General features: G+C 50.8%; 17 protein-coding genes, 1 rRNA gene and 1 pseudogene. 16 read left to right on the plus strand and 3 right to left on the minus strand.

What is annotated here, in order from left to right; translation table 11 throughout:
- Positions 1-245: 245 nt before the first annotated feature.
- Entirely contained in the window at positions 246-2,186 is a 1,941-nt protein-coding gene (csrD, locus tag AC3G3F_RS09015) for an RNase E specificity factor CsrD (protein WP_023246351.1), read from the minus strand.
- A 203-nt stretch (positions 2,187-2,389) separates the two neighbouring features.
- Between csrD and acuI the strand changes: the two genes are divergently transcribed.
- From acuI to AC3G3F_RS09080, 13 genes and pseudogenes are all read left to right on the plus strand, one after another.
- Positions 2,390-3,364: an acrylyl-CoA reductase (NADPH) gene (gene acuI, locus AC3G3F_RS09020; protein ID WP_053529436.1), complete on the plus strand. Its 975-nt coding sequence runs from the start codon at positions 2,390-2,392 to the stop codon at positions 3,362-3,364.
- A gap of 117 nt (positions 3,365-3,481) precedes the next feature.
- Positions 3,482-4,486, plus strand: a complete 1,005-nt coding sequence (gene msrP, locus AC3G3F_RS09025) for a protein-methionine-sulfoxide reductase catalytic subunit MsrP (protein WP_000723876.1) — start codon at positions 3,482-3,484, stop codon at positions 4,484-4,486.
- Complete coding sequence (msrQ, locus tag AC3G3F_RS09030; RefSeq protein ID WP_023246349.1) at positions 4,487-5,086, plus strand: protein-methionine-sulfoxide reductase heme-binding subunit MsrQ; 600 nt, start codon at positions 4,487-4,489, stop codon at positions 5,084-5,086. It abuts the gene before it with no gap.
- Positions 5,087-5,478: 392 nt separating this feature from the next.
- Positions 5,479-5,949, plus strand: coding sequence for an acetyl-CoA carboxylase biotin carboxyl carrier protein (gene accB / locus AC3G3F_RS09035; protein ID WP_000354626.1), 471 nt, complete (start codon positions 5,479-5,481; stop codon positions 5,947-5,949).
- A 10-nt stretch (positions 5,950-5,959) separates the two neighbouring features.
- Complete coding sequence (gene accC, locus AC3G3F_RS09040) at positions 5,960-7,309, plus strand: acetyl-CoA carboxylase biotin carboxylase subunit (protein WP_000884627.1); 1,350 nt, start codon at positions 5,960-5,962, stop codon at positions 7,307-7,309.
- Between the two features lie 108 nt (positions 7,310-7,417).
- Positions 7,418-7,660 (plus strand): YhdT family protein, encoded by a 243-nt coding sequence (locus AC3G3F_RS09045; protein ID WP_000340021.1) that lies wholly within the window; start codon positions 7,418-7,420, stop codon positions 7,658-7,660.
- A complete protein-coding gene (gene panF, locus AC3G3F_RS09050) occupies positions 7,650-9,101 on the plus strand; it encodes a sodium/pantothenate symporter (protein WP_088733682.1) in 1,452 nt (483 codons plus the stop codon). The genes AC3G3F_RS09045 and panF overlap by 11 nt, the downstream gene beginning before the upstream one ends.
- 11 nt (positions 9,102-9,112) lie before the next feature.
- Positions 9,113-9,994, plus strand: coding sequence for a 50S ribosomal protein L11 methyltransferase (prmA, locus tag AC3G3F_RS09055; RefSeq protein WP_023246346.1), 882 nt, complete (start codon positions 9,113-9,115; stop codon positions 9,992-9,994).
- Positions 9,995-10,555: 561 nt separating this feature from the next.
- The gene (gene dusB / locus AC3G3F_RS09060) at positions 10,556-11,521 is read left to right on the plus strand and encodes a tRNA dihydrouridine synthase DusB (protein ID WP_023246345.1); all 966 of its coding nucleotides are present in this window, start codon (positions 10,556-10,558) and stop codon (positions 11,519-11,521) included.
- A 25-nt stretch (positions 11,522-11,546) separates the two neighbouring features.
- Positions 11,547-11,843: a DNA-binding transcriptional regulator Fis gene (fis, locus tag AC3G3F_RS09065; RefSeq protein ID WP_000462905.1), complete on the plus strand. Its 297-nt coding sequence runs from the start codon at positions 11,547-11,549 to the stop codon at positions 11,841-11,843.
- 85 nt (positions 11,844-11,928) lie between these two features.
- Positions 11,929-12,813 (plus strand): adenine-specific DNA-methyltransferase, encoded by an 885-nt coding sequence (gene yhdJ, locus AC3G3F_RS09070; protein WP_053508312.1) that lies wholly within the window; start codon positions 11,929-11,931, stop codon positions 12,811-12,813.
- 82 nt (positions 12,814-12,895) lie between these two features.
- Entirely contained in the window at positions 12,896-13,060 is a 165-nt protein-coding gene (locus tag AC3G3F_RS09075) for a DUF2556 family protein (protein WP_000620015.1), read from the plus strand.
- A 149-nt stretch (positions 13,061-13,209) separates the two neighbouring features.
- Positions 13,210-15,286: pseudogene (locus AC3G3F_RS09080) on the plus strand (putative bifunctional diguanylate cyclase/phosphodiesterase).
- Positions 15,287-15,288: 2 nt separating this feature from the next.
- Here AC3G3F_RS09080 and envR read toward each other — a convergent pair.
- The gene (envR, locus tag AC3G3F_RS09085) at positions 15,289-15,951 is read right to left on the minus strand and encodes an acrEF/envCD operon transcriptional regulator (RefSeq protein ID WP_063390988.1); all 663 of its coding nucleotides are present in this window, start codon (positions 15,949-15,951) and stop codon (positions 15,289-15,291) included.
- Positions 15,952-16,361: 410 nt separating this feature from the next.
- Here envR and AC3G3F_RS09090 point away from each other — a divergent pair, with 410 nt between their 5' ends.
- The 3 genes from AC3G3F_RS09090 (at position 16,362) to AC3G3F_RS09100 (ending at position 21,104) form a co-directional block, all read left to right on the plus strand.
- The gene (locus AC3G3F_RS09090; RefSeq protein ID WP_063390857.1) at positions 16,362-17,519 is read left to right on the plus strand and encodes an efflux RND transporter periplasmic adaptor subunit; all 1,158 of its coding nucleotides are present in this window, start codon (positions 16,362-16,364) and stop codon (positions 17,517-17,519) included.
- A gap of 11 nt (positions 17,520-17,530) precedes the next feature.
- Positions 17,531-20,644, plus strand: coding sequence for an efflux RND transporter permease subunit (locus AC3G3F_RS09095; RefSeq protein WP_053508318.1), 3,114 nt, complete (start codon positions 17,531-17,533; stop codon positions 20,642-20,644).
- A 238-nt stretch (positions 20,645-20,882) separates the two neighbouring features.
- Positions 20,883-21,104 (plus strand): putative periplasmic lipoprotein, encoded by a 222-nt coding sequence (locus AC3G3F_RS09100; protein WP_023246338.1) that lies wholly within the window; start codon positions 20,883-20,885, stop codon positions 21,102-21,104.
- A 631-nt stretch (positions 21,105-21,735) separates the two neighbouring features.
- Here the strand turns inward: AC3G3F_RS09100 and rrf are convergent.
- A 5S ribosomal RNA gene (gene rrf, locus AC3G3F_RS09105) occupies positions 21,736-21,841 on the minus strand; the annotation flags it as partial.

Raw genomic sequence — 21,841 nt, forward strand, 5'->3', positions numbered from 1 at the left:
GCAGCAGCGACAAGGCGCAAAAATCATCTGCTACGGTGAAAATTAGTGCAGTTCGTTTCCTTTGTTACAAATCTCGGCCTGAGTCCCTCAGGGCTGAAAAAATCAGCAGCAATCCTCGCTTTCGTTTGCAACCTGTCAAAGGTCATTCACCTGCATATTTGCTGCAACAATCTGGCGAGCAGACAAGCACACCCCCATGAGGCACAGCGCGCGTTATTCTACGTGAAAACAAATTAAACGGCAGGTTAAACCGAGTATCTTTGCGAATATTTTTTCACGTTTGTGTCAAGTGGTTGGGAGGAGGCAAAAAAATCACCCTGCCCGCCAGCCACGCCGCGTTTTGTCAGCGTCTGCCACTCGCCCCGTGAACGGACGCCCGTCGCGTAGACCTGCGTAGGCGTACCCGCGCAGGCCTCTACCAGACTTTGAACCAGAAGCTGGTTTTCCGTTCGCTTCTCAATGTTTCTGACCAGACTCGGATGTAGCTTGAGTAATTCCACATTAAGCGCTTTAATCCAGCTCGTGCTGACCAGCGTCAAACCCGCCTGCGTCACCGCCACCCGAACGCCAAGCGCATTGACTAAGCGAAGGATGGGTTGTAACCGACTGATGTGTTGACAAACATCCGCCTCCGCAAGTTCAATAATTATGCGATTTCGCTGTGATTTTTCACACTGCATTAATGTATCGCGCAACCAGCGCTGAAAACGCGGACGAATCAGCGACTCGACCGTTAACTGCATTGCCAGATTTTCATCCGGCCAGTAGCCCAGCAACGTAATCAGGCGGCTAATTTGTAATCTGTCATACTCTTCCGATAAACCAAATTGCAGCACCATCGGCATATACTCCGCCGAGCTAACCTCTTCTTTACCGTCATAGATGCGACACATCAATTCCCGATGATGCACGCGGCCTTCTCGCGTAACCGCTGGTTTTTGATAAAGTCGCGGTCCGCCCCGGTTTAGCATCTGCTCAATCAGCGTGCGCCAACGCACATTGCCGCGTCCTTTTTCCGGCAATGAGTCGTCGTAGATAGCCCAGCTATTCCCTCCCTGCAGGGCAGCATTCCGCGCCGCCGCTTCAGCATGCTCCATCACCTGCTCGGTGGACTGCCCGCTGCGCCAGGCGCAAATGCCGATATGTACCATATCGTCACGATCGAGCATTTTGTTAGCCGGTAGCGCATCGACGGCTTTTAAAAGTTGTCCGGCAATACTTTCCGCTTCTTTCAGCGTTCGATGCGGTAGCAGCACGGCAAAGTCGCTACGGTGATAGCGCGCCAGCAACGAGCCTGGATAACGCATAATAAATGTCGATAGCAAATTGATAAGCATAAACATCTGTTCTTCCGCCTGATTGCCGCCCAGGCTGTCGCGCAGAAGATTGAAGTCTGGCAAGCGGATCATCATCACCACGCCATGTACCCCCACTTTTTCTTGATCTTCCAGCAGCGTCGCCAGTTGGTTATCAAAAAACAGACGGTTACCGAGTCCGGTTTTGGTGTCCTGCGCGGCGTAGGAGCGAATTAGCGTGTCCAGGCGGCTACGCTGTTCATGAGCAAACTGAATTTCGGAAAGCAACACATCAAGTGCACTGCTGGTGCGCGTCGGCCATTCATAAACAGAACCGCGGACATTCGGTCCGCGTTCGCCATTCAGAATACGCGTTGAGCGAATTTCCAGAAGCTCTTGCCCGGAAAGCTGCCGTTGCAGCCAGCGCACCGATAAAAACAGAATCAGAACGATAAAGCCGATCGCCAGTGTCAGCGGCGCCGTAGCGATCAGTGAGTGAAAATAGTTGCCCATCGGGTCCTGATAAACCAGACGTAGCGACATACCCGGATGTTTGACTAGCGGCACGACCAGCTCGCGATACGTGTCACTGGTGCCGGCTGGCCGATAACCTCTGGCGCGAGAATGGCTGTAGACCCGGTGCTCCCCCTGCAACAGATCGACGCGCACAATATCGGAAGCGATCATGAGTTCGTCGATTCGCGGCGTCAGCGAAACAATATCGCGGGTCACCAGGTGTGTATCCATCGCTGTCGCCGCCGCCTGCACACGGCATACATACTTATACTGTACGGCATTATAAAAGCTTAGAGAGCAGCCTATCAGAGTCACGAAGATCGTTAACCCCGTGAGCAGCGTAACAAAAGCTGAGAATTTCGTCGTTAATCGCATCCTTGAGTTAACTCCGACAGTTATAAACAGTATGAAAAAGCGAATCTGAAGGCGGAATTCGCCACGGCGCGCAATGAAGCAGGCATACTACCAAAATGGGTCTGTCTGGCAATTTATTGCGTTGTATCGGCATCACGTTTTAATTAGCGAGTATAGTCTTCGTAGTTATTTTTCCAATCTACCATGTAAAGTGAGGACAGGTTATGCAGGCGTTGATCTTAGAACAGCAGGACGATAAAACCCTCGCATCCGTGCAATATCTCGAAGAGAGTCAACTGCCAGAGGGTGATGTGACGGTGGATGTCCACTGGTCCAGCCTGAATTATAAAGATGCTCTGGCTATCACCGGGAAAGGGAAAATTATCCGTCATTTTCCGATGATTCCTGGTATTGATTTCGCCGGCACCGTTCGCGCAAGCGAAGATCCTCGCTTTCATGCAGGCCAGGAAGTACTACTGACTGGCTGGGGCGTGGGCGAAAACCACTGGGGCGGCCTGGCCGAACGCGCACGCGTTAAAGGCGACTGGCTGATCGCGCTGCCTGCGGGACTGAGCAGCCGTAACGCCATGATCATCGGCACCGCCGGTTTTACCGCCATGCTGTGCATAATGGCGCTGGAAGAGGCCGGCATCCGCCCTGAAGATGGCGAAATCGTTGTTACCGGCGCCAGCGGCGGTGTAGGCAGCACTGCGGTCGCGCTGCTGCATCAATTAGGTTATCAGGTCGTTGCGGTATCCGGCCGTGAAAGTACCCATGATTATTTACGCGCGCTTGGCGCTAACCGCATTCTGCCGCGCGATGCGTTCACCGACGCCCGCCCACTGGAGAAACAGCTTTGGGCAGGCGCGGTTGATACGGTCGGCGATAGCGTGCTGGCGAAAATCCTGGCGCAAATGAACTATGGTGGTTGCGTCGCAGCCTGCGGCCTGGCTGGCGGCTTTGCTCTGCCAACTACTGTCATGCCCTTTATTCTGCGCAACGTACGTCTGCAGGGCGTGGATTCCGTTATGACGCCGCCAGCGCGCCGCGCCGAGGCGTGGAAACGTTTGGTAAATGGCCTGCCGGACGCCTTCTACACCCAGGCGGCAACCGAGATAGACCTGGCCGATGCCCCGAAGTTTGCCGATGCCATCATTAATAATCAGGTTCAGGGCCGTACGCTGGTGAAGATAAAATAACGTCACGTATAAAAAAATTTACACTTAATTAACTATTTATTTTTACACATTGACATACTCCCTGTCATATTCACTACACGCCACGCCGTGTTGTGGTGGGTATACCGGGAGTCTGTTATGAAAAAAATACGTCCATTAACAGAAGCCGATGTGACTGCGGAATCGGCTTTTTTTATGCAGCGCCGACAGGTGCTAAAAGCGTTAGGCATCAGCGCGGCTGCCTTATCCTTACCCTCAACGGCGCAGGCCGATCTATTCAGTTGGTTTAAAGGCAACGATCGTCCGAAAGCGCCTGCCGGTAAACCGCTTGAGTTTAGTCAGCCTGCCGCCTGGCGAAGTGATTTAGCGTTAACGCCGGAAGATAAAGTAACGGGCTACAATAATTTCTATGAGTTTGGCCTCGATAAAGCCGACCCGGCGGCCAATGCCGGTAGTCTGAAAACCGAACCGTGGACGTTGAAAATCAGCGGGGAAGTCGCGAAGCCATTTACGCTGGATTACGACGATTTAACGCATCGTTTCCCATTAGAAGAGCGTATCTATCGGATGCGCTGCGTTGAAGCGTGGTCCATGGTCGTGCCGTGGATTGGTTTCCCTTTATATAAGCTACTCGCGCAGGCACAGCCCACCAGCCACGCTAAATATGTGGCATTCGAAACGCTATACGCGCCGGATGATATGCCGGGACAGAAAGATCGCTTTATTGGCGGCGGACTGAAATACCCTTATGTTGAGGGGCTACGTCTGGACGAAGCCATGCATCCGCTTACTCTGATGACTGTCGGCGTCTATGGCAAGGCGTTACCCCCGCAAAACGGCGCGCCCATTCGACTCATCGTTCCATGGAAGTATGGTTTTAAAGGTATTAAATCTATCGTCAGCATTAAACTAACCCGCGAACGCCCGCCAACCACCTGGAATTTGTCGGCTCCCAACGAATATGGTTTTTACGCCAATGTGAACCCGCATGTGGATCATCCACGCTGGTCTCAGGCTACTGAACGCTTTATTGGTTCAGGCGGTATCCTTGATGTGCAAAGACAGCCGACGCTACTGTTTAACGGCTACGCCAATGAAGTCGCTTCGCTGTATCGCGGTCTCAATTTGCGGGAGAATTTTTAAGTGCGTCTGACAGCAAAACAGATAACCTGGCTAAAAGTTTGCCTGCATCTTGCCGGTTTTTTGCCGCTTCTGTGGCTCTTTTGGGCAATAAATCAGGGTGGGCTAAGCGCAGACCCGGTAAAGGATATCCAACACTTTACCGGCAGAACCGCGCTCAAATTTTTGCTCGCCACCTTGCTGGTTTCACCGCTGGCGCGCTACGCTAAACAGCCATTATTGATACGCACACGCCGCCTGTTGGGACTATGGTGTTTCGTTTGGGCCACACTGCATTTAACCAGCTATGCCTTGCTGGAATTGGGGATACATAACCTGGCGTTGTTAGGAAGCGAGCTGCTTTCACGTCCTTATTTGACGCTTGGGATCATTAGTTGGCTGGTGTTATTGGCTCTGACGTTGACCTCAACGCAATTTGCGCAGCGTAAATTGGGTAAACGCTGGCAAACACTGCATAACGTCGTCTATCTTGTCGTGATCCTGGCCCCCATACATTATCTGTGGTCGGTAAAGATTTTATCACCGCAACCGGTCATCTACGCGGCATTAGCATTAGCCCTTTTAGCGTTGCGTTACCGGAAGTTTCGCCAGTGGTGGCGCTAGTTTGGTGAATTGTGCGGTCGATTGCAAAACGCAAAACAGGCAATGTCCTTTGCATGTTTTGGGTTGATAATCTTCCCTGATAAGACCAGTATTTAGCTGCCAATTGCGACGAAATAGTTATAATGTGCGACTTTGCATTCCCCCACGGCGATTTTCGTTCGCAGAAAGGGTGACAATCGTGCAATGAAGGTATATTTTGTTTTTTGCCCGAAAATGGCAGAAGATAGCCGCACAATGACTGGCAAATCATGAATTTCACCTTCGGGTGCTACGGCATAACAGGCAAATCAAAGATGCGCGGTATTTTACCCGCGGCAGTCATTCACATGCTTTACAGACGGCGCTAAAACGCCTGTCACAATCACACTAAACAAAGAGTACGGAACCCACTCATGGATATTCGTAAGATTAAAAAACTGATCGAGCTGGTTGAAGAATCAGGTATCTCCGAACTGGAAATTTCTGAAGGCGAAGAATCTGTTCGCATCAGCCGCACAACGGCAAATGCCGGTTTTCCGGTGATGCAGCAGGCTTATGCGGCGCCGATGATGCAGCAACCTGCTCTGTCTAACGCTGTCGCGCCAGCGGCTACTCCAGCAATGGAAGCGCCTGCCGCAGCGGAAATCAGTGGTCACATCGTACGCTCCCCAATGGTTGGTACTTTCTACCGCACCCCAAGCCCGGACGCGAAAGCGTTCATCGAAGTGGGCCAGAAAGTGAACGTGGGCGATACCCTGTGCATCGTTGAAGCCATGAAAATGATGAACCAGATCGAAGCAGACAAAGCAGGTACTGTGAAAGCGATTCTGGTCGAAAGTGGTCAACCGGTAGAATTTGACGAGCCACTGGTCGTCATCGAGTAACGAGGCGAACATGTTGGATAAAATTGTCATCGCCAACCGCGGCGAGATCGCACTACGTATTCTTCGTGCCTGTAAAGAACTCGGCATCAAGACCGTCGCTGTGCACTCAAGCGCGGATCGCGATTTAAAACACGTATTGCTGGCGGATGAGACGGTCTGTATTGGTCCGGCGCCGTCCGTAAAAAGTTATCTGAACATCCCGGCTATCATTAGCGCCGCTGAAATCACCGGCGCGGTGGCAATCCATCCGGGCTACGGCTTCCTTTCTGAGAACGCCAATTTTGCCGAGCAGGTTGAACGTTCCGGCTTTATCTTTATCGGCCCGAAAGCGGACACCATCCGCCTGATGGGCGATAAAGTGTCCGCTATTACCGCTATGAAAAAAGCGGGCGTGCCGACCGTGCCAGGATCTGACGGCCCGCTGGGCGACGATATGAATGCGAACCGCGCTCATGCCAAACGTATTGGCTATCCGGTGATCATCAAAGCGTCCGGCGGCGGCGGCGGCCGCGGTATGCGCGTGGTTCGTAGCGATGCTGAACTGGCGCAGTCCATCTCCATGACCAAAGCGGAAGCGAAGGCGGCTTTCAGTAACGACATGGTGTACATGGAAAAATACCTGGAAAATCCACGCCACATCGAAATTCAGGTGCTGGCGGACGGCCAGGGCAACGCTATCTATCTGGCGGAACGCGACTGTTCCATGCAGCGTCGCCACCAGAAAGTGGTTGAAGAAGCCCCGGCGCCAGGCATTACGCCGGAACTGCGTCGCTATATCGGCGAACGCTGCGCGAAAGCGTGCGTAGACATCGGCTATCGCGGCGCAGGGACGTTCGAATTCCTGTTCGAAAACGGCGAGTTCTATTTCATCGAAATGAACACCCGTATTCAGGTTGAACACCCGGTGACTGAAATGATTACCGGCGTCGATTTGATCAAAGAACAGTTGCGCATCGCGGCGGGTCAGCCGCTGTCGATCACTCAGGACGAAGTTGTGGTTCGCGGCCATGCGGTAGAATGCCGTATCAACGCCGAAGATCCGAACACCTTCCTGCCAAGCCCCGGCAAAATCACGCGCTTCCATGCGCCAGGCGGCTTTGGCGTTCGCTGGGAATCCCATATCTACGCGGGCTACACGGTGCCGCCGTACTATGATTCCATGATTGGCAAACTTATCTGCTACGGTGAAAACCGCGACGTGGCGATTGCCCGTATGAAAAATGCCCTGCAGGAACTGATTATCGATGGTATAAAAACCAATATCGATCTGCAGACCCGCATCATGAATGACGAGCACTTCCAGCACGGTGGAACCAACATCCACTATCTGGAGAAAAAACTCGGTCTTCAGGAAAAGTAATCGCACGTTAATCTTAAAAGGCCGGTTAATCCGGCCTTTTTTATTTCTGGGGATAGCGATGCCCCATCATGTACAATTCCCGCTTTCTTCACCCACAAGGGACAAAAAATGGACGCTCGTTTTGTTCAGGCCCATAAAGAGGCGCGCTGGGCGCTGTGGCTGACCCTTTGCTATCTGGCGGTATGGTTAGTGGCTGCTTACTTACCTGGAAACTCGCCGGGAATTACCGGTCTGCCGCACTGGTTCGAGATGGCCTGCTTATTGACGCCGCTGGTCTTTATTTTGCTGTGCTGGGCGATGGTGAAATTCATTTATCGCGATATTCCGCTGGAGGATGACGATGCAGCTTGAGGTCATTCTACCGCTGGTAGCCTATCTGGTTGTGGTATTCGGGATCTCCGTTTACGCCATGCGCAAACGTACCGCAGGCACCTTTTTAAACGAATACTTTCTTGGCAGCCGTTCGATGGGCGGGATCGTGCTCGCGATGACGCTTACCGCCACCTATATTAGCGCCAGTTCATTTATCGGCGGTCCCGGCGCGGCTTATAAATACGGTTTAGGCTGGGTCTTGCTGGCGATGATCCAGCTTCCCGCCGTCTGGCTTTCACTGGGTATTCTGGGTAAAAAATTCGCTATTCTGGCGCGTCGCTATAATGCCGTTACGCTTAACGATATGCTATTCGCCCGCTACCAAAGCCGCCTGTTGGTATGGCTGGCAAGCCTGAGTTTATTGGTCGCGTTTATTGGCGCAATGACCGTACAATTTATCGGCGGCGCGCGGCTGCTGGAAACCGCAGCGGGGATTCCCTACGAAACCGGCCTGCTCATATTTGGGGTCAGTATCGCACTCTATACGGCGTTTGGCGGCTTTCGCGCCAGCGTACTTAACGATACGTTACAGGGCCTGGTGATGCTGATCGGCACAGTAGTATTGCTGATCGGCGTGGTTCATGCGGCGGGCGGTTTAAGCCAGGCCGTTGACACGCTACACGCTCTCGACCCCAAACTGGTGACGCCGCAGGGTGCCGATAACATACTTTCTCCCGCCTTTATGACCTCTTTTTGGGTACTGGTCTGTTTTGGCGTGGTTGGCCTGCCGCATACGGCGGTGCGCTGCATCTCCTATAAAGATAGTAAAGCGGTACACCGGGGCATTATTATCGGTACGATTGTCGTGGCGATTTTAATGTTCGGAATGCACCTTGCCGGCGCGCTGGGTCGTGCGGTGCTTCCGGATCTGACGGTGCCGGATCTGGTGATCCCCACCCTGATGGTGAAAGTCTTGCCGCCGTTTGCCGCCGGGATCTTCCTTGCTGCGCCAATGGCGGCGATCATGTCGACAATTAACGCCCAACTGCTGCAAAGTTCCGCGACGATCATTAAAGATCTCTATCTCAACCTACGCCCCGATCAGATGCAAAATGAGATCCGGCTGAAGCGTATGTCGGCAGCGATCACATTACTGTTAGGCGCGCTGTTGCTGCTGGCCGCGTGGAAACCGCCAGAGATGATCATTTGGCTCAACCTGCTGGCGTTTGGCGGCCTGGAAGCGGTGTTCTTATGGCCGCTGGTATTGGGCCTTTATTGGGAGCGGGCAAACGCGGCAGGCGCGTTAAGCGCCATGATCGTGGGCGGCGTGCTATATGCCCTGCTTGCCACATTTAATATTCAGTATCTGGGCTTTCATCCGATTGTGCCCGCGTTACTGTTAAGTTTACTGGCTTTTCTGATCGGAAACCGATTCGGTTCCTCCGCTTCGCAAGCCACCGTATTGTCTACTGATAAATAAAGAGTTTTGCCATGCCATGGATCCAATTGAAACTGAATACCACCGGCGCGAATGCTGAAGATTTGAGTGATGCGCTGATGGAAGCGGGCGCCGTCTCCATCACCTTTCAGGATACGCACGATACGCCGGTTTTTGAGCCGTTGCCGGGCGAAACCCGTCTGTGGGGCGATACCGATGTGATCGGTCTGTTCGACGCCGAAACCGACATGAAAGACGTTGTCGCGATTCTGGAGCAACATCCCCTGCTGGGCGCCGGATTTGCCCATAAAATCGAACAACTGGAAGATAAAGACTGGGAACGCGAATGGATGGATAATTTCCACCCGATGCGCTTTGGCGAACGTCTGTGGATTTGCCCCAGTTGGCGCGATATCCCGGACGAGAATGCGGTCAACGTGATGCTCGACCCGGGACTGGCGTTCGGTACGGGTACGCACCCCACCACATCCTTATGTCTGCAATGGCTGGACGGGCTCGATCTCAACGGCAAAACCGTGATCGATTTCGGCTGCGGTTCCGGCATTCTGGCGATTGCCGCGCTGAAGCTGGGGGCGGCAAAGGCGATTGGCATTGATATCGATCCACAGGCTATCCAGGCCAGTCGCGATAATGCCGAACGCAACGGCGTGTCTGAGAGGCTGGAGCTGTATCTGCCGAAAGACCAGCCAGACGCCATGAAAGCCGACGTGGTCGTCGCTAACATCCTGGCTGGCCCGTTACGCGAACTGGCGCCGTTAATCAGCGTGCTACCCGTTGAGGGCGGTTTGCTGGGCCTTTCCGGTATTCTTGCCAGCCAGGCGGAAAGCGTCTGCGACGCTTACGCCGAGCTTTTCACTCTCGACCCGGTCGTTGAAAAAGAAGAGTGGTGCCGCATTACTGGCCGTAAGAAATAGTTCTTGTCTGCGTGGTCGCCTGGCCACGCTTTTCTCCACACAACTCGCCTTAACGCCTTTCTGCTACTTCGATATAATATTAAATAATTTATTGATTTATATAATAATCCATCCAATTAAACGCCTCGAAATTCGAACGGCGAACTTGCCGTTGTCGTGATGATGTTTGCAGGAGGCACGCTAAGGAACGCTTGTGGCAATCTACCCCTTCAGGCTGGCAATGGTGAAAAATCACGCGCAGCGGGAAAGTGATCTTGTCCTGAAACGAGACGGCGATCCCATTCATTTGGGGTAATTAGCTTATAAAAAAAGCAGATTATCCCGTTCATCTTGTTCCTGGACGAAGAAATATAGAGAAGTTACGGGAATTTGTAAGCGCGTACAAAACCGACAACAATGAATAACCCTATGATTTTAATGAATTATCAATTAATTTTACTGTTTTTAAGCACGATTCATTGATCTACAACAGTGGATTGTTCAAAGTTTGGCCTTTCATCTCGTGCAAAAAATGCGTAATATACGCCGCCTTGCAGTCACAGTATGGTCATTTCTTAACTCATGCGCATCGGACAATATCAGCTCAGAAATCGCCTGATCGCAGCGCCCATGGCTGGCATTACTGACAGACCTTTTCGGACGCTGTGCTATGAGATGGGAGCAGGATTGACAGTATCCGAGATGATGTCTTCTAACCCGCAAGTGTGGGAAAGCGATAAATCTCGTTTACGGATGGTGCACGTTGATGAGCCAGGTATTCGCACGGTGCAAATTGCCGGCGGCTCCCCGGTTGAGATGGCCGATGCCGCACGTATTAACGTGGAAAGCGGCGCCCAGATTATTGATATCAATATGGGGTGTCCGGCGAAGAAAGTGAATCGTAAGCTTGCAGGTTCAGCCCTCTTGCAGTACCCGGATTTAGTGAAGTCTATACTCATCGGGGTCGTAAACGCAGTGGACGTTCCTGTGACTCTCAAGATTCGCACCGGCTGGGCGCCGGAATACCGTAACTGCGTAGAGATTGCCCAACTGGCTGAAGATTGTGGTATTCAGGCTCTGACCATCCATGGCCGCACCCGCGCCTGTTTGTTCAACGGAGAAGCTGAATATGACAGTATTCGGGCAGTTAAGCAGAAAGTTTCCATTCCGATTATCGCGAATGGCGACATTACTAACCCGCGTAAAGCCAGAGCTGTTCTCGACTATACAGGGGCGGATGCCCTGATGATAGGCCGCGCAGCTCAGGGAAGACCCTGGATCTTTCGGGAAATCCAGCATTATCTGGACACTGGGGAGCTGCTCCCGCCGCTGCCGCTGGCAGAGGTGAAGCGCTTGCTTTGCGCGCATGTTCGGGAACTGCATGACTTTTACGGTCAGGCAAAAGGGTACCGAATCGCGCGTAAACACGTCTCCTGGTATCTCCAGGAGCACGCTCCAAATGACCAGTTTCGGCGCACATTCAACGCTATTGAGGACGCCAGCGAACAGCTGGAGGCGTTGGAGGCATACTTCGAAAATTTTGCGTAAACAGAAATAAAGAGCTGACAGAACTATGTTCGAACAACGCGTAAATTCTGACGTACTGACCGTTTCTACCGTTAACTCTCAGGATCAGGTAACCCAAAAACCCCTGCGTGACTCGGTTAAACAGGCACTGAAGAACTATTTTGCTCAACTGAACGGTCAGGATGTTAATGACCTGTATGAGCTGGTACTGGCTGAAGTAGAACAGCCCCTGTTGGACATGGTGATGCAATACACCCGTGGTAACCAGACCCGTGCTGCTCTGATGATGGGCATCAACCGTGGTACGCTGCGTAAAAAATTAAAAAAATACGGCATGAACTAATTTCGATTAGCTAACTGCTTGTTTAAAAAGGCGCTACTCGGCATGGGGAAGCGCCTTTTTTATACGCACCATATGGAATTTGGTCATGAAAGCGGAATGTGAACCTCAGTACTTTGGCGATGAATCGAAGAAGATTATTCACGGTGACGCGCTAACAGAACTTAAAAAACTGCCTTCTGAAAGCATTGACTTAATTTTTGCCGATCCGCCGTACAATATCGGAAAAGATTTCGACGGTATGGTGGAATCCTGGGATGAAGCATCTTTTCTGGCCTGGCTGTATGAATGCGTTGATGAATGCTACCGCGTGCTGAAGAAACACGGCACCATGTACATCATGAACAGCACAGAAAATATGCCGTATATCGATCTCAAATGCCGAACGCTTTTTACCATCAAAAGCCGTATCGTCTGGTCCTATGATAGTTCCGGGGTACAGGCGAAAAAATACTTTGGTTCTATGTATGAACCAATCCTGATGATGGTAAAAAACCCGAAAAGCTATACCTTTAACCGCGACGCGATTCTGGTCGAGACCACGACGGGCGCTAAGCGCGCGCTAATTGATTATCGAAAAAACCCGCCCCAACCATACAATCAGAAAAAAGTACCGGGCAACGTCTGGTCATTTCCACGCGTACGTTATCTGATGGATGAATATGAAAACCATCCTACGCAAAAACCCAGCGCGCTGTTAAGACGGATCATACTGGCCTCTTCTAACCCAGGAGATACCGTGCTGGACCCTTTCGCGGGTAGTTTTACTACGGGCGCTGTCGCAGCGATGTCAGGACGTAAGTTTATCGGTATTGAAATCAATAATGAGTACGTAAAAATCGGTCTCAGAAGATTGAGCATCACTTCGCATTATTCAGAAAATGAACTTGCAAAAGTTAAAAAGAGAAAGACAAAAAACCTATCAAAAAAGCGGCGAAATGTTGGGATAAATGCGCTATTTTCAGAGAAGTAAAAGCATTGTAAGTCCGCTTTTCAGCGTCAAAATTTCATGTATATTCCCAGCACGCATGGGCATGAATACACAGGATTTGACGATGATACGTAAGTATTGGTGGCTGGTTGTTTTTGCCGTCTCCGTTTTTCTTTTTGATGCGCTTTTGATGCAATGGATCGAATTGATGGCGACTGAACAGGATAAGTGTCGAAACATGGACTCTGTTAACCCTCTCAAATTGATCAATTGTACCGATCTGGAGTAGCGAACCGGGCGATTTAACCTATGATTATTTATCGCCTGGATTTCTTTTATCCCTTATAAAATCAGGGTATTAAAACACTTTAAGGATAAAAGAAGGGGGATACTATCTCGTCCTTTTCTTTTCCTGCATAACCAATGAGCTAACGAAACATGCCGGTTAGTGAGTACAACCACATCCTTGTGGCGGTTTCATTTGCTGTCGCTATTTTTGCGTCCTATACCGCATTAAATATGGCCGGACGCGTTGTCGGAAACGCCAGAACAAGCGCCAGAATATGGCTAATGGGCGGCGGATTCGCACTGGGCGTCGGTATTTGGGCTATGCATTTTGTTGGGATGCTGGCGATGGATCACGCGATGAACATGCGCTTCGATCCTTTCCTCTCCATGCTGATTGCGATCGGTTCCTCCCTTTTTGCGTTATGGCTGGTCAGCGCTGAAAAATTGCGCCTGCGCCGCTTACTGCCGGGCGCGCTGGTGATGGGGTTGGGCATCAGCGCAATGCATTATACCGGGATGGCGGCGCTGCAATTCGCTTCCATCATCGTCTGGAATAGCGCGTGGGTTGCTCTCTCTATCATTATCGCGCTACTGGCGTCCTACGCCGCGCTGTGGCTCACGTTCCGCCTGCGTCATGAGGGAACGGATGTTGCTCTGAGGCGAGCAGGCGCCGCGGTATTAATGGGGATAGCTATCGCCGGCATGCATTACGCCGGCATGAAGGCCGCGCACTTTCCCCAAAACTGGCCGATGGAGCATCGTGGCGTCGATGGCAACTGGCTGGCTATTCTTGTCAGCGTGTTAGCGCTGACTATCCTGGGTATTACTCTGCTGGTTTCTTTATTTGACGCCCGGCTTCAGGCCCGTACCGCACGGCTTGCCTCTTCGCTGGCACAGGCGAACCAGGAACTGGCACAGTTAGCGCTGCATGATACGCTCACCCGATTACCAAACCGGGTACTCCTTGAGGATCGTCTGGAACAGGCCATCAGCAAAGCGAATCGGGAAGGTACGCCTTTCGCGCTACTGTTTATGGATCTGGATGGCTTTAAAACCGTTAATGACGCTTATGGTCATGATATCGGCGATAAGTTATTGGTGGCGGTAACGCATCGTCTGAACCAACCGCTGAACGGTCAGTTTACCCTGGCGCGGATTGGCGGCGATGAGTTTGTGCTGCTCGCAGAAGTCAGCGCGCCTGACGAAGCGGCTTCCCTTGCCAGCGCGCTGGTACATTCGATAGATGCGCCCTTTACGATAGATCCGTATGAACTGGTCGTCACCCTTAGCGTTGGAATAGCGCTCTATCCGCTGGACGGAAAAAACGAACGGGAACTGATGTTCAACGCCGATGCCGCGATGTACCACACGAAACATACGGGGCGTAACGGATACCATTTCTTTCAGCCTGGCGCAAACCCAACTTCAGCTAATGAATGACCTGTGGCTGGCGCTGGAGAGACAAGAGCTCAGGCTGGTATATCAGCCTAAATTTCAGGCCCCTGCCGGCCCCATTGTAGGATTTGAGGCATTGCTGCGCTGGCATCATCCAAAACAAGGCGTACTGAATCCTGACCCGTTTTTACCGCTGGCGGAAAAAACGGGTCTTATTGTCGCCATCGGTAGCTGGGTTATCAACGAGGCGTGTCGCCAGCTCCGCGAGTGGCACTTACAGGGATACGCCTTATGGTCAGTTGCGGTAAACCTGTCCGCCTTACAATTTGAGCAGCCAGGCCTTGTGGATACCATTAGGCAGAGCCTGGCCCGACACAATATCCGGCCCGATTTATTGATTCTGGAAATCACCGAAACCACAGCGATGAATAAGCCGGAGCAAAGCGTCGCTATACTAACCAGATTAACGGAAATGGGGGTTAAGGCCTCTATTGACGACTTTGGCACCGGTTATTCCAGCCTTCTCTATCTGAAACGTCTTCCGGCGTGCGAACTAAAAATTGATCGCGCTTTCGTGCATGAACTCAGCGCGGCAGGCGACGGCGCGACCATTGTTGCGGCTATTGTCGCACTGGCGAAAGCGTTAAATCTGCAAATTGTGGCAGAAGGCGTAGAAAATGAAACGCAGCAACAATTTCTGACACAATTGGGATGCCATACGCTTCAGGGATTCCTGCTTGGCAAACCGCGCACTGCAGAGGAAATCGATCGCGATATTCTCGATTCCACCAATACATTTATCAGGTCAATATATAATACCCGCCAAAAGTAATCTCAGGCTTCTTCCGCCTGATGTTCATTCGACATTAATTGCGTCACACAGCCATCCGGACTTAGCATTTTTAATACGTTATCGACTAATGTTGGCGCCTGCTTATAAAGATCATAACTTGTGGGATTCATTAACCAGTTCTTTACTATTCCGCTGAAACTACCGTGCAGAATAATTAATATGACGTCTAAATCAAGACTGCCTGAAATCAGCTTTTTATCCATACATTGCTGTAATACTTCAAGCAACGACTGATGATGGAAACCAATCTTCTCCCGAATGGTCTGTTCCGATATCATGCCATTATGGAACTCACATTTATGATATAAAATCTGCATTAACGCCTGCTGGCGAGGCACTGCCGCAATATATTGTAAGGCTGCAATAAATTTCTCACGTAAATCCTGTAAAGGATTATCATTCCTGTATCCCGTAAGCCTATCCTGAATGAGTTCGCGTAAAGGCGGTTGCTGTAACCAGACCTCGTTAAACAACTGCGTTTTATTCTCAAAGTGCCAGTAGATGGCTCCCCGCGTGACATCAGCGGCATCAGCGATATCGTTCAGTGTCGTGTTGGCAACGCCGCGCAAAGCGAACTGCACAATAGCGGTTTCAATCAGATGTTGCCGTGTCTTAAGCGCATCCGCCTTCGTTTTCTTCGCCATAATTAAGATATCCGGAAACATAAAAACGATACATACGCTGGTAAAATATTCAGCACAAAAAACAACTTTACCATGTCCTTTTTAGCCAGACGAGAGACAGCTATTTTTACTTTGCACAACATCGCCAAATCAATAATAAAAATAAATGCATTAGATAAATATATTCACATAGGATATGTATTCCGAATTATGTAATTCAACTTCATAAGTTTACTAATCCGGACATTATGAAACGACAAAGAATGAATGTCTTTTGCTTTTATGTGCCGTGAACCCCACCCCAAAATAAGTATTACTTACATCACAAGCTAATAATTTGTAGGATACCCCTCTGCTATTCTATTTTTCGCGCGTTAACGCCTTACCATCACCCGGTAAATAACGAGCTTTCGGTTTTTTAAGGAACAGTAATGACGAAACATGCCAGGTTTTCACTCCTGCCCTCATTCATCATATTCTCTGCTGCGCTGCTGGCCGGTTGTAACGACCAGGGAGATACCCAGGCTCATCCCGGCGAGCCGCAAGTCACCATCCATGTGGTCGAAACAGCGCCGTTAGCCGTAACGACCGAACTTCCCGGACGTACGTCTGCATTTCGCATTGCGGAGGTTCGCCCCCAGGTGAGCGGGATCGTGCTTAAAAGAAATTTCACCGAAGGTAGCGATGTGGAGGCCGGACAGTCGCTTTATCAGATCGATCCTGCCACTTATCAGGCCGATTATGACAGCGCTAAAGGCGAACTTGCTAAAAGCGAAGCGGCTGCGGCTATCGCGCACCTGACGGTCAAACGCTATGTTCCGCTGGTCGGCACAAAATATATCAGCCAACAGGAATATGATCAGGCGATTGCCGACGCCCGCCAGGCCGATGCCACCGTTGTGGCGGCAAAAGCCGCTGTTGAAAGCGCGCGTATTAACCTTGCGTATACCAAAGTCACCTCGCCCATCAGCGGGCGTATAGGAAAATCTAACGTGACTGAAGGCGCGCTGGTGACTAACGGTCAGTCAACTGAACTGGCTACCGTACAGCAACTCGACCCGATTTATGTCGACGTTACGCAATCAAGCAACGACTTTATGCGACTCAGGCAATCCGTCGAACAAGGTAGCCTGCATAAAGACAGCGCAAGTAGCACGGTTGAACTGGTCATGGAAAATGGTCAGGTCTATCCGCTTAAAGGCACACTGCAATTTTCCGACGTTACCGTAGATGAAAGCACCGGCTCTATCACGCTCAGGGCGGTTTTCCCCAATCCACAGCACAGCTTACTTCCCGGTATGTTTGTTCGTGCCCGCATTGATGAAGGCATCCAGCCCAATGCCATCCTTGTCCCCCAGCAGGGCGTGACCCGCACGCCGCGCGGCGACGCAATGGTGATGGTAGTTAACGATAAAAGCCAGGTCGAAGCCCGCAATGTCGTGGCGGCGCAGGCTATTGGTGATAAATGGCTCATCAGCAAAGGGTTAAAACCGGGCGATAAAGTCATCATCAGCGGCTTACAAAAAGCGCGACCGGGCGTCCAGGTGAAAGCCACTACCGATGCTTCGGCTGCGAAAACGGCGCAATAAGGTAACCGTACATGGCAAACTTTTTTATTAGACGTCCTATTTTCGCCTGGGTTCTGGCCATTATCCTGATGATGGCGGGCGCACTGGCAATAATGCAACTTCCCGTTGCGCAGTACCCAACCATTGCGCCGCCAGCGGTTTCTATTTCTGCGACCTATCCTGGCGCGGATGCGCAGACGGTACAGGATACAGTTACTCAGGTTATCGAACAAAATATGAACGGCATCGATAACCTGATGTATATGTCCTCTACCAGCGACTCTGCCGGTAGCGTGACCATCACCCTGACCTTCCAGTCCGGAACCGATCCGGATATCGCGCAGGTTCAGGTGCAAAATAAATTGCAGCTCGCCACGCCTTTACTGCCGCAAGAAGTCCAGCAGCAGGGGATTAGCGTTGAAAAATCCAGCAGCAGCTTTTTGATGGTCGCCGGGTTTGTCTCGGATAATCCGAACACTACCCAGGACGACATCTCTGACTATGTCGCCTCTAATATTAAGGATTCTATCAGCCGTCTGAATGGCGTGGGCGACGTTCAGCTATTTGGCGCGCAGTATGCCATGCGTATCTGGCTGGATGCGAATCTGCTAAATAAATACCAGCTCACGCCAGTTGACGTCATCAACCAGTTAAAAGTACAGAACGACCAGATTGCAGCAGGCCAACTGGGCGGCACGCCAGCATTACCAGGCCAGCAGCTTAACGCCTCAATCATCGCCCAAACGCGTCTGAAAGATCCACAAGAGTTCGGCAAAGTTACGTTGCGAGTCAATGCCGACGGTTCTGTCGTCCATCTCAAAGATGTCGCGCGTATTGAGCTTGGCGGTGAAAACTATAACGTTGTGGCGCGCATTAACGGTAAACCAGCCTCCGGTCTGGGTATTAAACTGGCGACCGGCGCCAACGCGCTGGATACCGCAACCGCAATCAAAGCAAAACTGGTGGAGCTGCAACCTTTCTTCCCTCAGGGAATGAAGGTGGTTTATCCCTATGACACAACGCCCTTCGTAAAGATATCTATTCACGAAGTAGTAAAAACGCTGTTTGAAGCGATTATTCTGGTGTTCCTGGTAATGTATCTGTTTTTACAGAATATCCGGGCAACTCTGATTCCTACCATCGCTGTTCCCGTCGTATTGTTAGGCACTTTCGCAATACTCTCCGCCTTTGGCTATTCCATCAATACCCTGACGATGTTCGGCATGGTACTGGCGATAGGGCTGTTGGTTGACGATGCGATAGTGGTCGTAGAAAACGTTGAACGTGTGATGATGGAGGATAATCTTTCTCCCCGAGAGGCGACGGAAAAATCCATGTCGCAGATTCAGGGAGCGCTGGTGGGTATCGCGATGGTACTGTCTGCGGTATTTATCCCGATGGCCTTTTTTGGCGGCTCAACCGGGGCAATTTATCGTCAGTTCTCTATTACTATTGTTTCAGCAATGGCGCTATCCGTTCTGGTTGCGTTGATTCTGACGCCAGCGCTGTGCGCTACGCTGCTTAAACCCGTATCTGCTGAACATCACAAGAAAAAAAGCGGCTTCTTTGGCTGGTTCAATGCCAGGTTTGACCACAGCGTTAACCACTATACTAACAGCGTTAGCGGTATCGTTCGTAATACGGGTCGCTATCTCATTATCTATCTGCTGATTGTTGTCGGAATGGCGGTTCTGTTTTTACGCCTCCCGACCTCCTTCCTGCCGGAAGAAGATCAGGGGGTATTCCTGACCATGATTCAGCTCCCCTCTGGCGCTACGCAAGAACGTACGCAGAAAGTGCTGGATCAAGTCACTCATTACTACCTGAATAATGAAAAAGTGAACGTCGAAAGCGTGTTTACCGTAAACGGCTTTAGCTTTAGCGGTCAGGGACAAAACTCAGGGATGGCATTTGTCAGCCTTAAACCCTGGGAAGATCGTAGCGGTGAAGAAAATAGCGTCGAAGCCGTTATCGCCCGAGCAACACGCGCCTTTAGCCAGATTCGCGACGGGTTGGTGTTCCCCTTCAACATGCCGGCGATTGTCGAGTTAGGTACCGCGACAGGTTTCGACTTTGAACTGATCGATCAGGGAGGACTCGGTCACGATGCGCTAACAAAAGCGCGTAATCAACTCTTAGGTATGGTCGCAAAGCATCCGGATCTGTTAGTGCGCGTACGCCCGAACGGGCTGGAAGACACGCCACAGTTCAAGCTGGATGTCGATCAGGAAAAAGCGCAGGCGCTCGGCGTTTCGTTGTCTGATATCAACGAAACCATCTCCGCGGCGTTGGGCGGCTATTACGTTAATGACTTTATCGATCGTGGGCGAGTGAAAAAAGTATACGTTCAGGCTGATGCTCAGTTCCGTATGCTGCCAGAAGATATCAACAATCTTTATGTACGCAGCGCCAATGGCGAGATGGTTCCCTTCTCTACCTTTAGCTCAGCACGGTGGATTTATGGTTCGCCACGCCTGGAACGCTATAACGGGATGCCGTCAATGGAACTACTCGGCGAAGCAGCGCCCGGACGAAGCACTGGTGAAGCAATGGCGTTAATGGAAAACCTGGCTTCACGGCTACCAAACGGTATTGGCTATGACTGGACAGGTATGTCGTATCAGGAACGGTTGTCAGGTAACCAGGCGCCGGCGCTGTACGCAATCTCACTCATCGTCGTTTTCCTCTGCCTTGCCGCACTGTATGAAAGCTGGTCAATTCCGTTCTCGGTAATGCTGGTCGTACCGCTCGGCGTGGTTGGCGCTCTGCTCGCAGCGTCATTGCGCGGTCTGAACAATGACGTTTACTTCCAGGTTGGTTTGTTAACCACTATTGGCCTTTCTGCTAAAAACGCCATCCTGATTGTCGAGTTCGCGAAAGATCTTATGGAGAAAGAAGGGCGTGGATTGATCGAGGCAACGCTGGAAGCATCCCGTATGCGCTTACGTCCTATTCTAATGACCTCGCTGGCCTTTATTCTCGGAGTAATGCCGTTGGTTATCAGTCGTGGCGCGGGTAGTGGGGCGCAGAACGCAGTAGGAACAGGGGTGATGGGGGGAATGTTAACCGCAACCTTATTCGCTATCTTCTTCGTGCCAGTATTCTTTGTTGTTGTAAAACGCCGATTTAATCGCCATCATGATTAATCGGTAAACAGAGGCGTCTTCGGACGCCTTTTTTAAACGGTACGTCTTTAGCTCTGCTATTATCCCCTCTCCGCTTACCTCTGTATTCTCCATAGTTTTTACAATTCACATGAATTGAGATTATTCCTCATGTCGGTCATTTTTTATGTAGTGGTAAAATAACTCTCGTTTTCGCAGCGGTTAGAGCCAGCATTGATATTGCTGTACTTCGCGAAACACTTATTAATGAGGTAACACCATGAAAAAACTAATTCCAGTTGCATTGCTTACCACCTTATTGGCAGGTTGTGCACATGACTCTCCCTGCGTACCGGTTTATGACGATCAAGGGCGGCTGGTTCATACCAATACATGTATGAAAGGTACAACGCAGGATAACTGGGAGACAGCAGGCGCTATTGCTGGCGGCGCTGCAGCAGTAGCAGGGTTGACGATGGGTATCATTGCGCTTTCTAAATGATACATGCAGGCGCGGCAATGCCGCGCTTTCAGTAATAATATAAAGATCATAAGGATACTCAGCTCAGCTACGTAATCTGTTCAGCATATCCCCCGAAAGTTAAGACGGTAAAACGCATACTTTTCTTATTCGCTAATCCCGACTCTATTGTTCAAATTCCTGTTCAATACAGACAACATCGTAGGTTGATAGAATCGTAAGCCATATTAAAAACACACGTCGTACAATAAGTCTTAGAATCTGGCCCATTAGGCATAATTGTTGCAGGCAATTTGGACAAAACCAGATCGTACACGTAGTACGGTGAGGATTTTGAGCACTGTCCAGGGTCAGACTGGCAAATGAAATAGCCTAATGGTCCAGGCTCTCAGTCCTCAACAAATATTTCCATCGCTTATTAGAGGGCTAAGTAACAACCGTTTGTATATCAATATCAGCACAGGTCACATTCGATGGTTCAGGCGGATATGTGACGGGAAATCACGTTTATTAAAACGGTTTTTATCAACTCGACGAGGATGTCATAAACCAAATATAAAACGCGTCGGCATCATTATCCGCCAGCCTTTTCCACAGAAAAATAAATGCAAAAAGGCCCAATCTTTCGATTGGGCCTCTTGCTTTATTTGATGTCTGGCAGTTCCCTACTCTCGCATGGGGAGACCCCACACTACCATCGGCGCTACGGCGTTTCACTTCTGAGTTCGGCATGGGGTCAGGTGGGACCACCGCGCTAC

It is taken from the genome of Salmonella sp. FC25216 (assembly GCF_057751355.1).

Bases quoted from the DNA above. Each gene is read 5' to 3' on its own strand.
- AC3G3F_RS09090 (WP_063390857.1), top strand. From the start codon at position 16,362: ATGACGAAACATGCCAGGTTTTCACTCCTGCCCTCATTCATCATATTC.
- panF (WP_088733682.1), top strand. From the start codon at position 7,650: ATGCAGCTTGAGGTCATTCTACCGCTGGTAGCCTATCTGGTTGTGGTA.
- yhdJ (WP_053508312.1), top strand. From the start codon at position 11,929: ATGAAAGCGGAATGTGAACCTCAGTACTTTGGCGATGAATCGAAGAAG.
- acuI (WP_053529436.1), top strand. From the start codon at position 2,390: ATGCAGGCGTTGATCTTAGAACAGCAGGACGATAAAACCCTCGCATCC.
- accC (WP_000884627.1), top strand. From the start codon at position 5,960: ATGTTGGATAAAATTGTCATCGCCAACCGCGGCGAGATCGCACTACGT.
- msrP (WP_000723876.1), top strand. From the start codon at position 3,482: ATGAAAAAAATACGTCCATTAACAGAAGCCGATGTGACTGCGGAATCG.
- prmA (WP_023246346.1), top strand. From the start codon at position 9,113: ATGCCATGGATCCAATTGAAACTGAATACCACCGGCGCGAATGCTGAA.
- accB (WP_000354626.1), top strand. From the start codon at position 5,479: ATGGATATTCGTAAGATTAAAAAACTGATCGAGCTGGTTGAAGAATCA.
- fis (WP_000462905.1), top strand. From the start codon at position 11,547: ATGTTCGAACAACGCGTAAATTCTGACGTACTGACCGTTTCTACCGTT.
- AC3G3F_RS09100 (WP_023246338.1), top strand. From the start codon at position 20,883: ATGAAAAAACTAATTCCAGTTGCATTGCTTACCACCTTATTGGCAGGT.
- envR (WP_063390988.1), bottom strand. From the start codon at position 15,951: ATGGCGAAGAAAACGAAGGCGGATGCGCTTAAGACACGGCAACATCTG.
- csrD (WP_023246351.1), bottom strand. From the start codon at position 2,186: ATGCGATTAACGACGAAATTCTCAGCTTTTGTTACGCTGCTCACGGGG.
- AC3G3F_RS09045 (WP_000340021.1), top strand. From the start codon at position 7,418: ATGGACGCTCGTTTTGTTCAGGCCCATAAAGAGGCGCGCTGGGCGCTG.
- AC3G3F_RS09075 (WP_000620015.1), top strand. From the start codon at position 12,896: ATGATACGTAAGTATTGGTGGCTGGTTGTTTTTGCCGTCTCCGTTTTT.
- dusB (WP_023246345.1), top strand. From the start codon at position 10,556: ATGCGCATCGGACAATATCAGCTCAGAAATCGCCTGATCGCAGCGCCC.
- AC3G3F_RS09095 (WP_053508318.1), top strand. From the start codon at position 17,531: ATGGCAAACTTTTTTATTAGACGTCCTATTTTCGCCTGGGTTCTGGCC.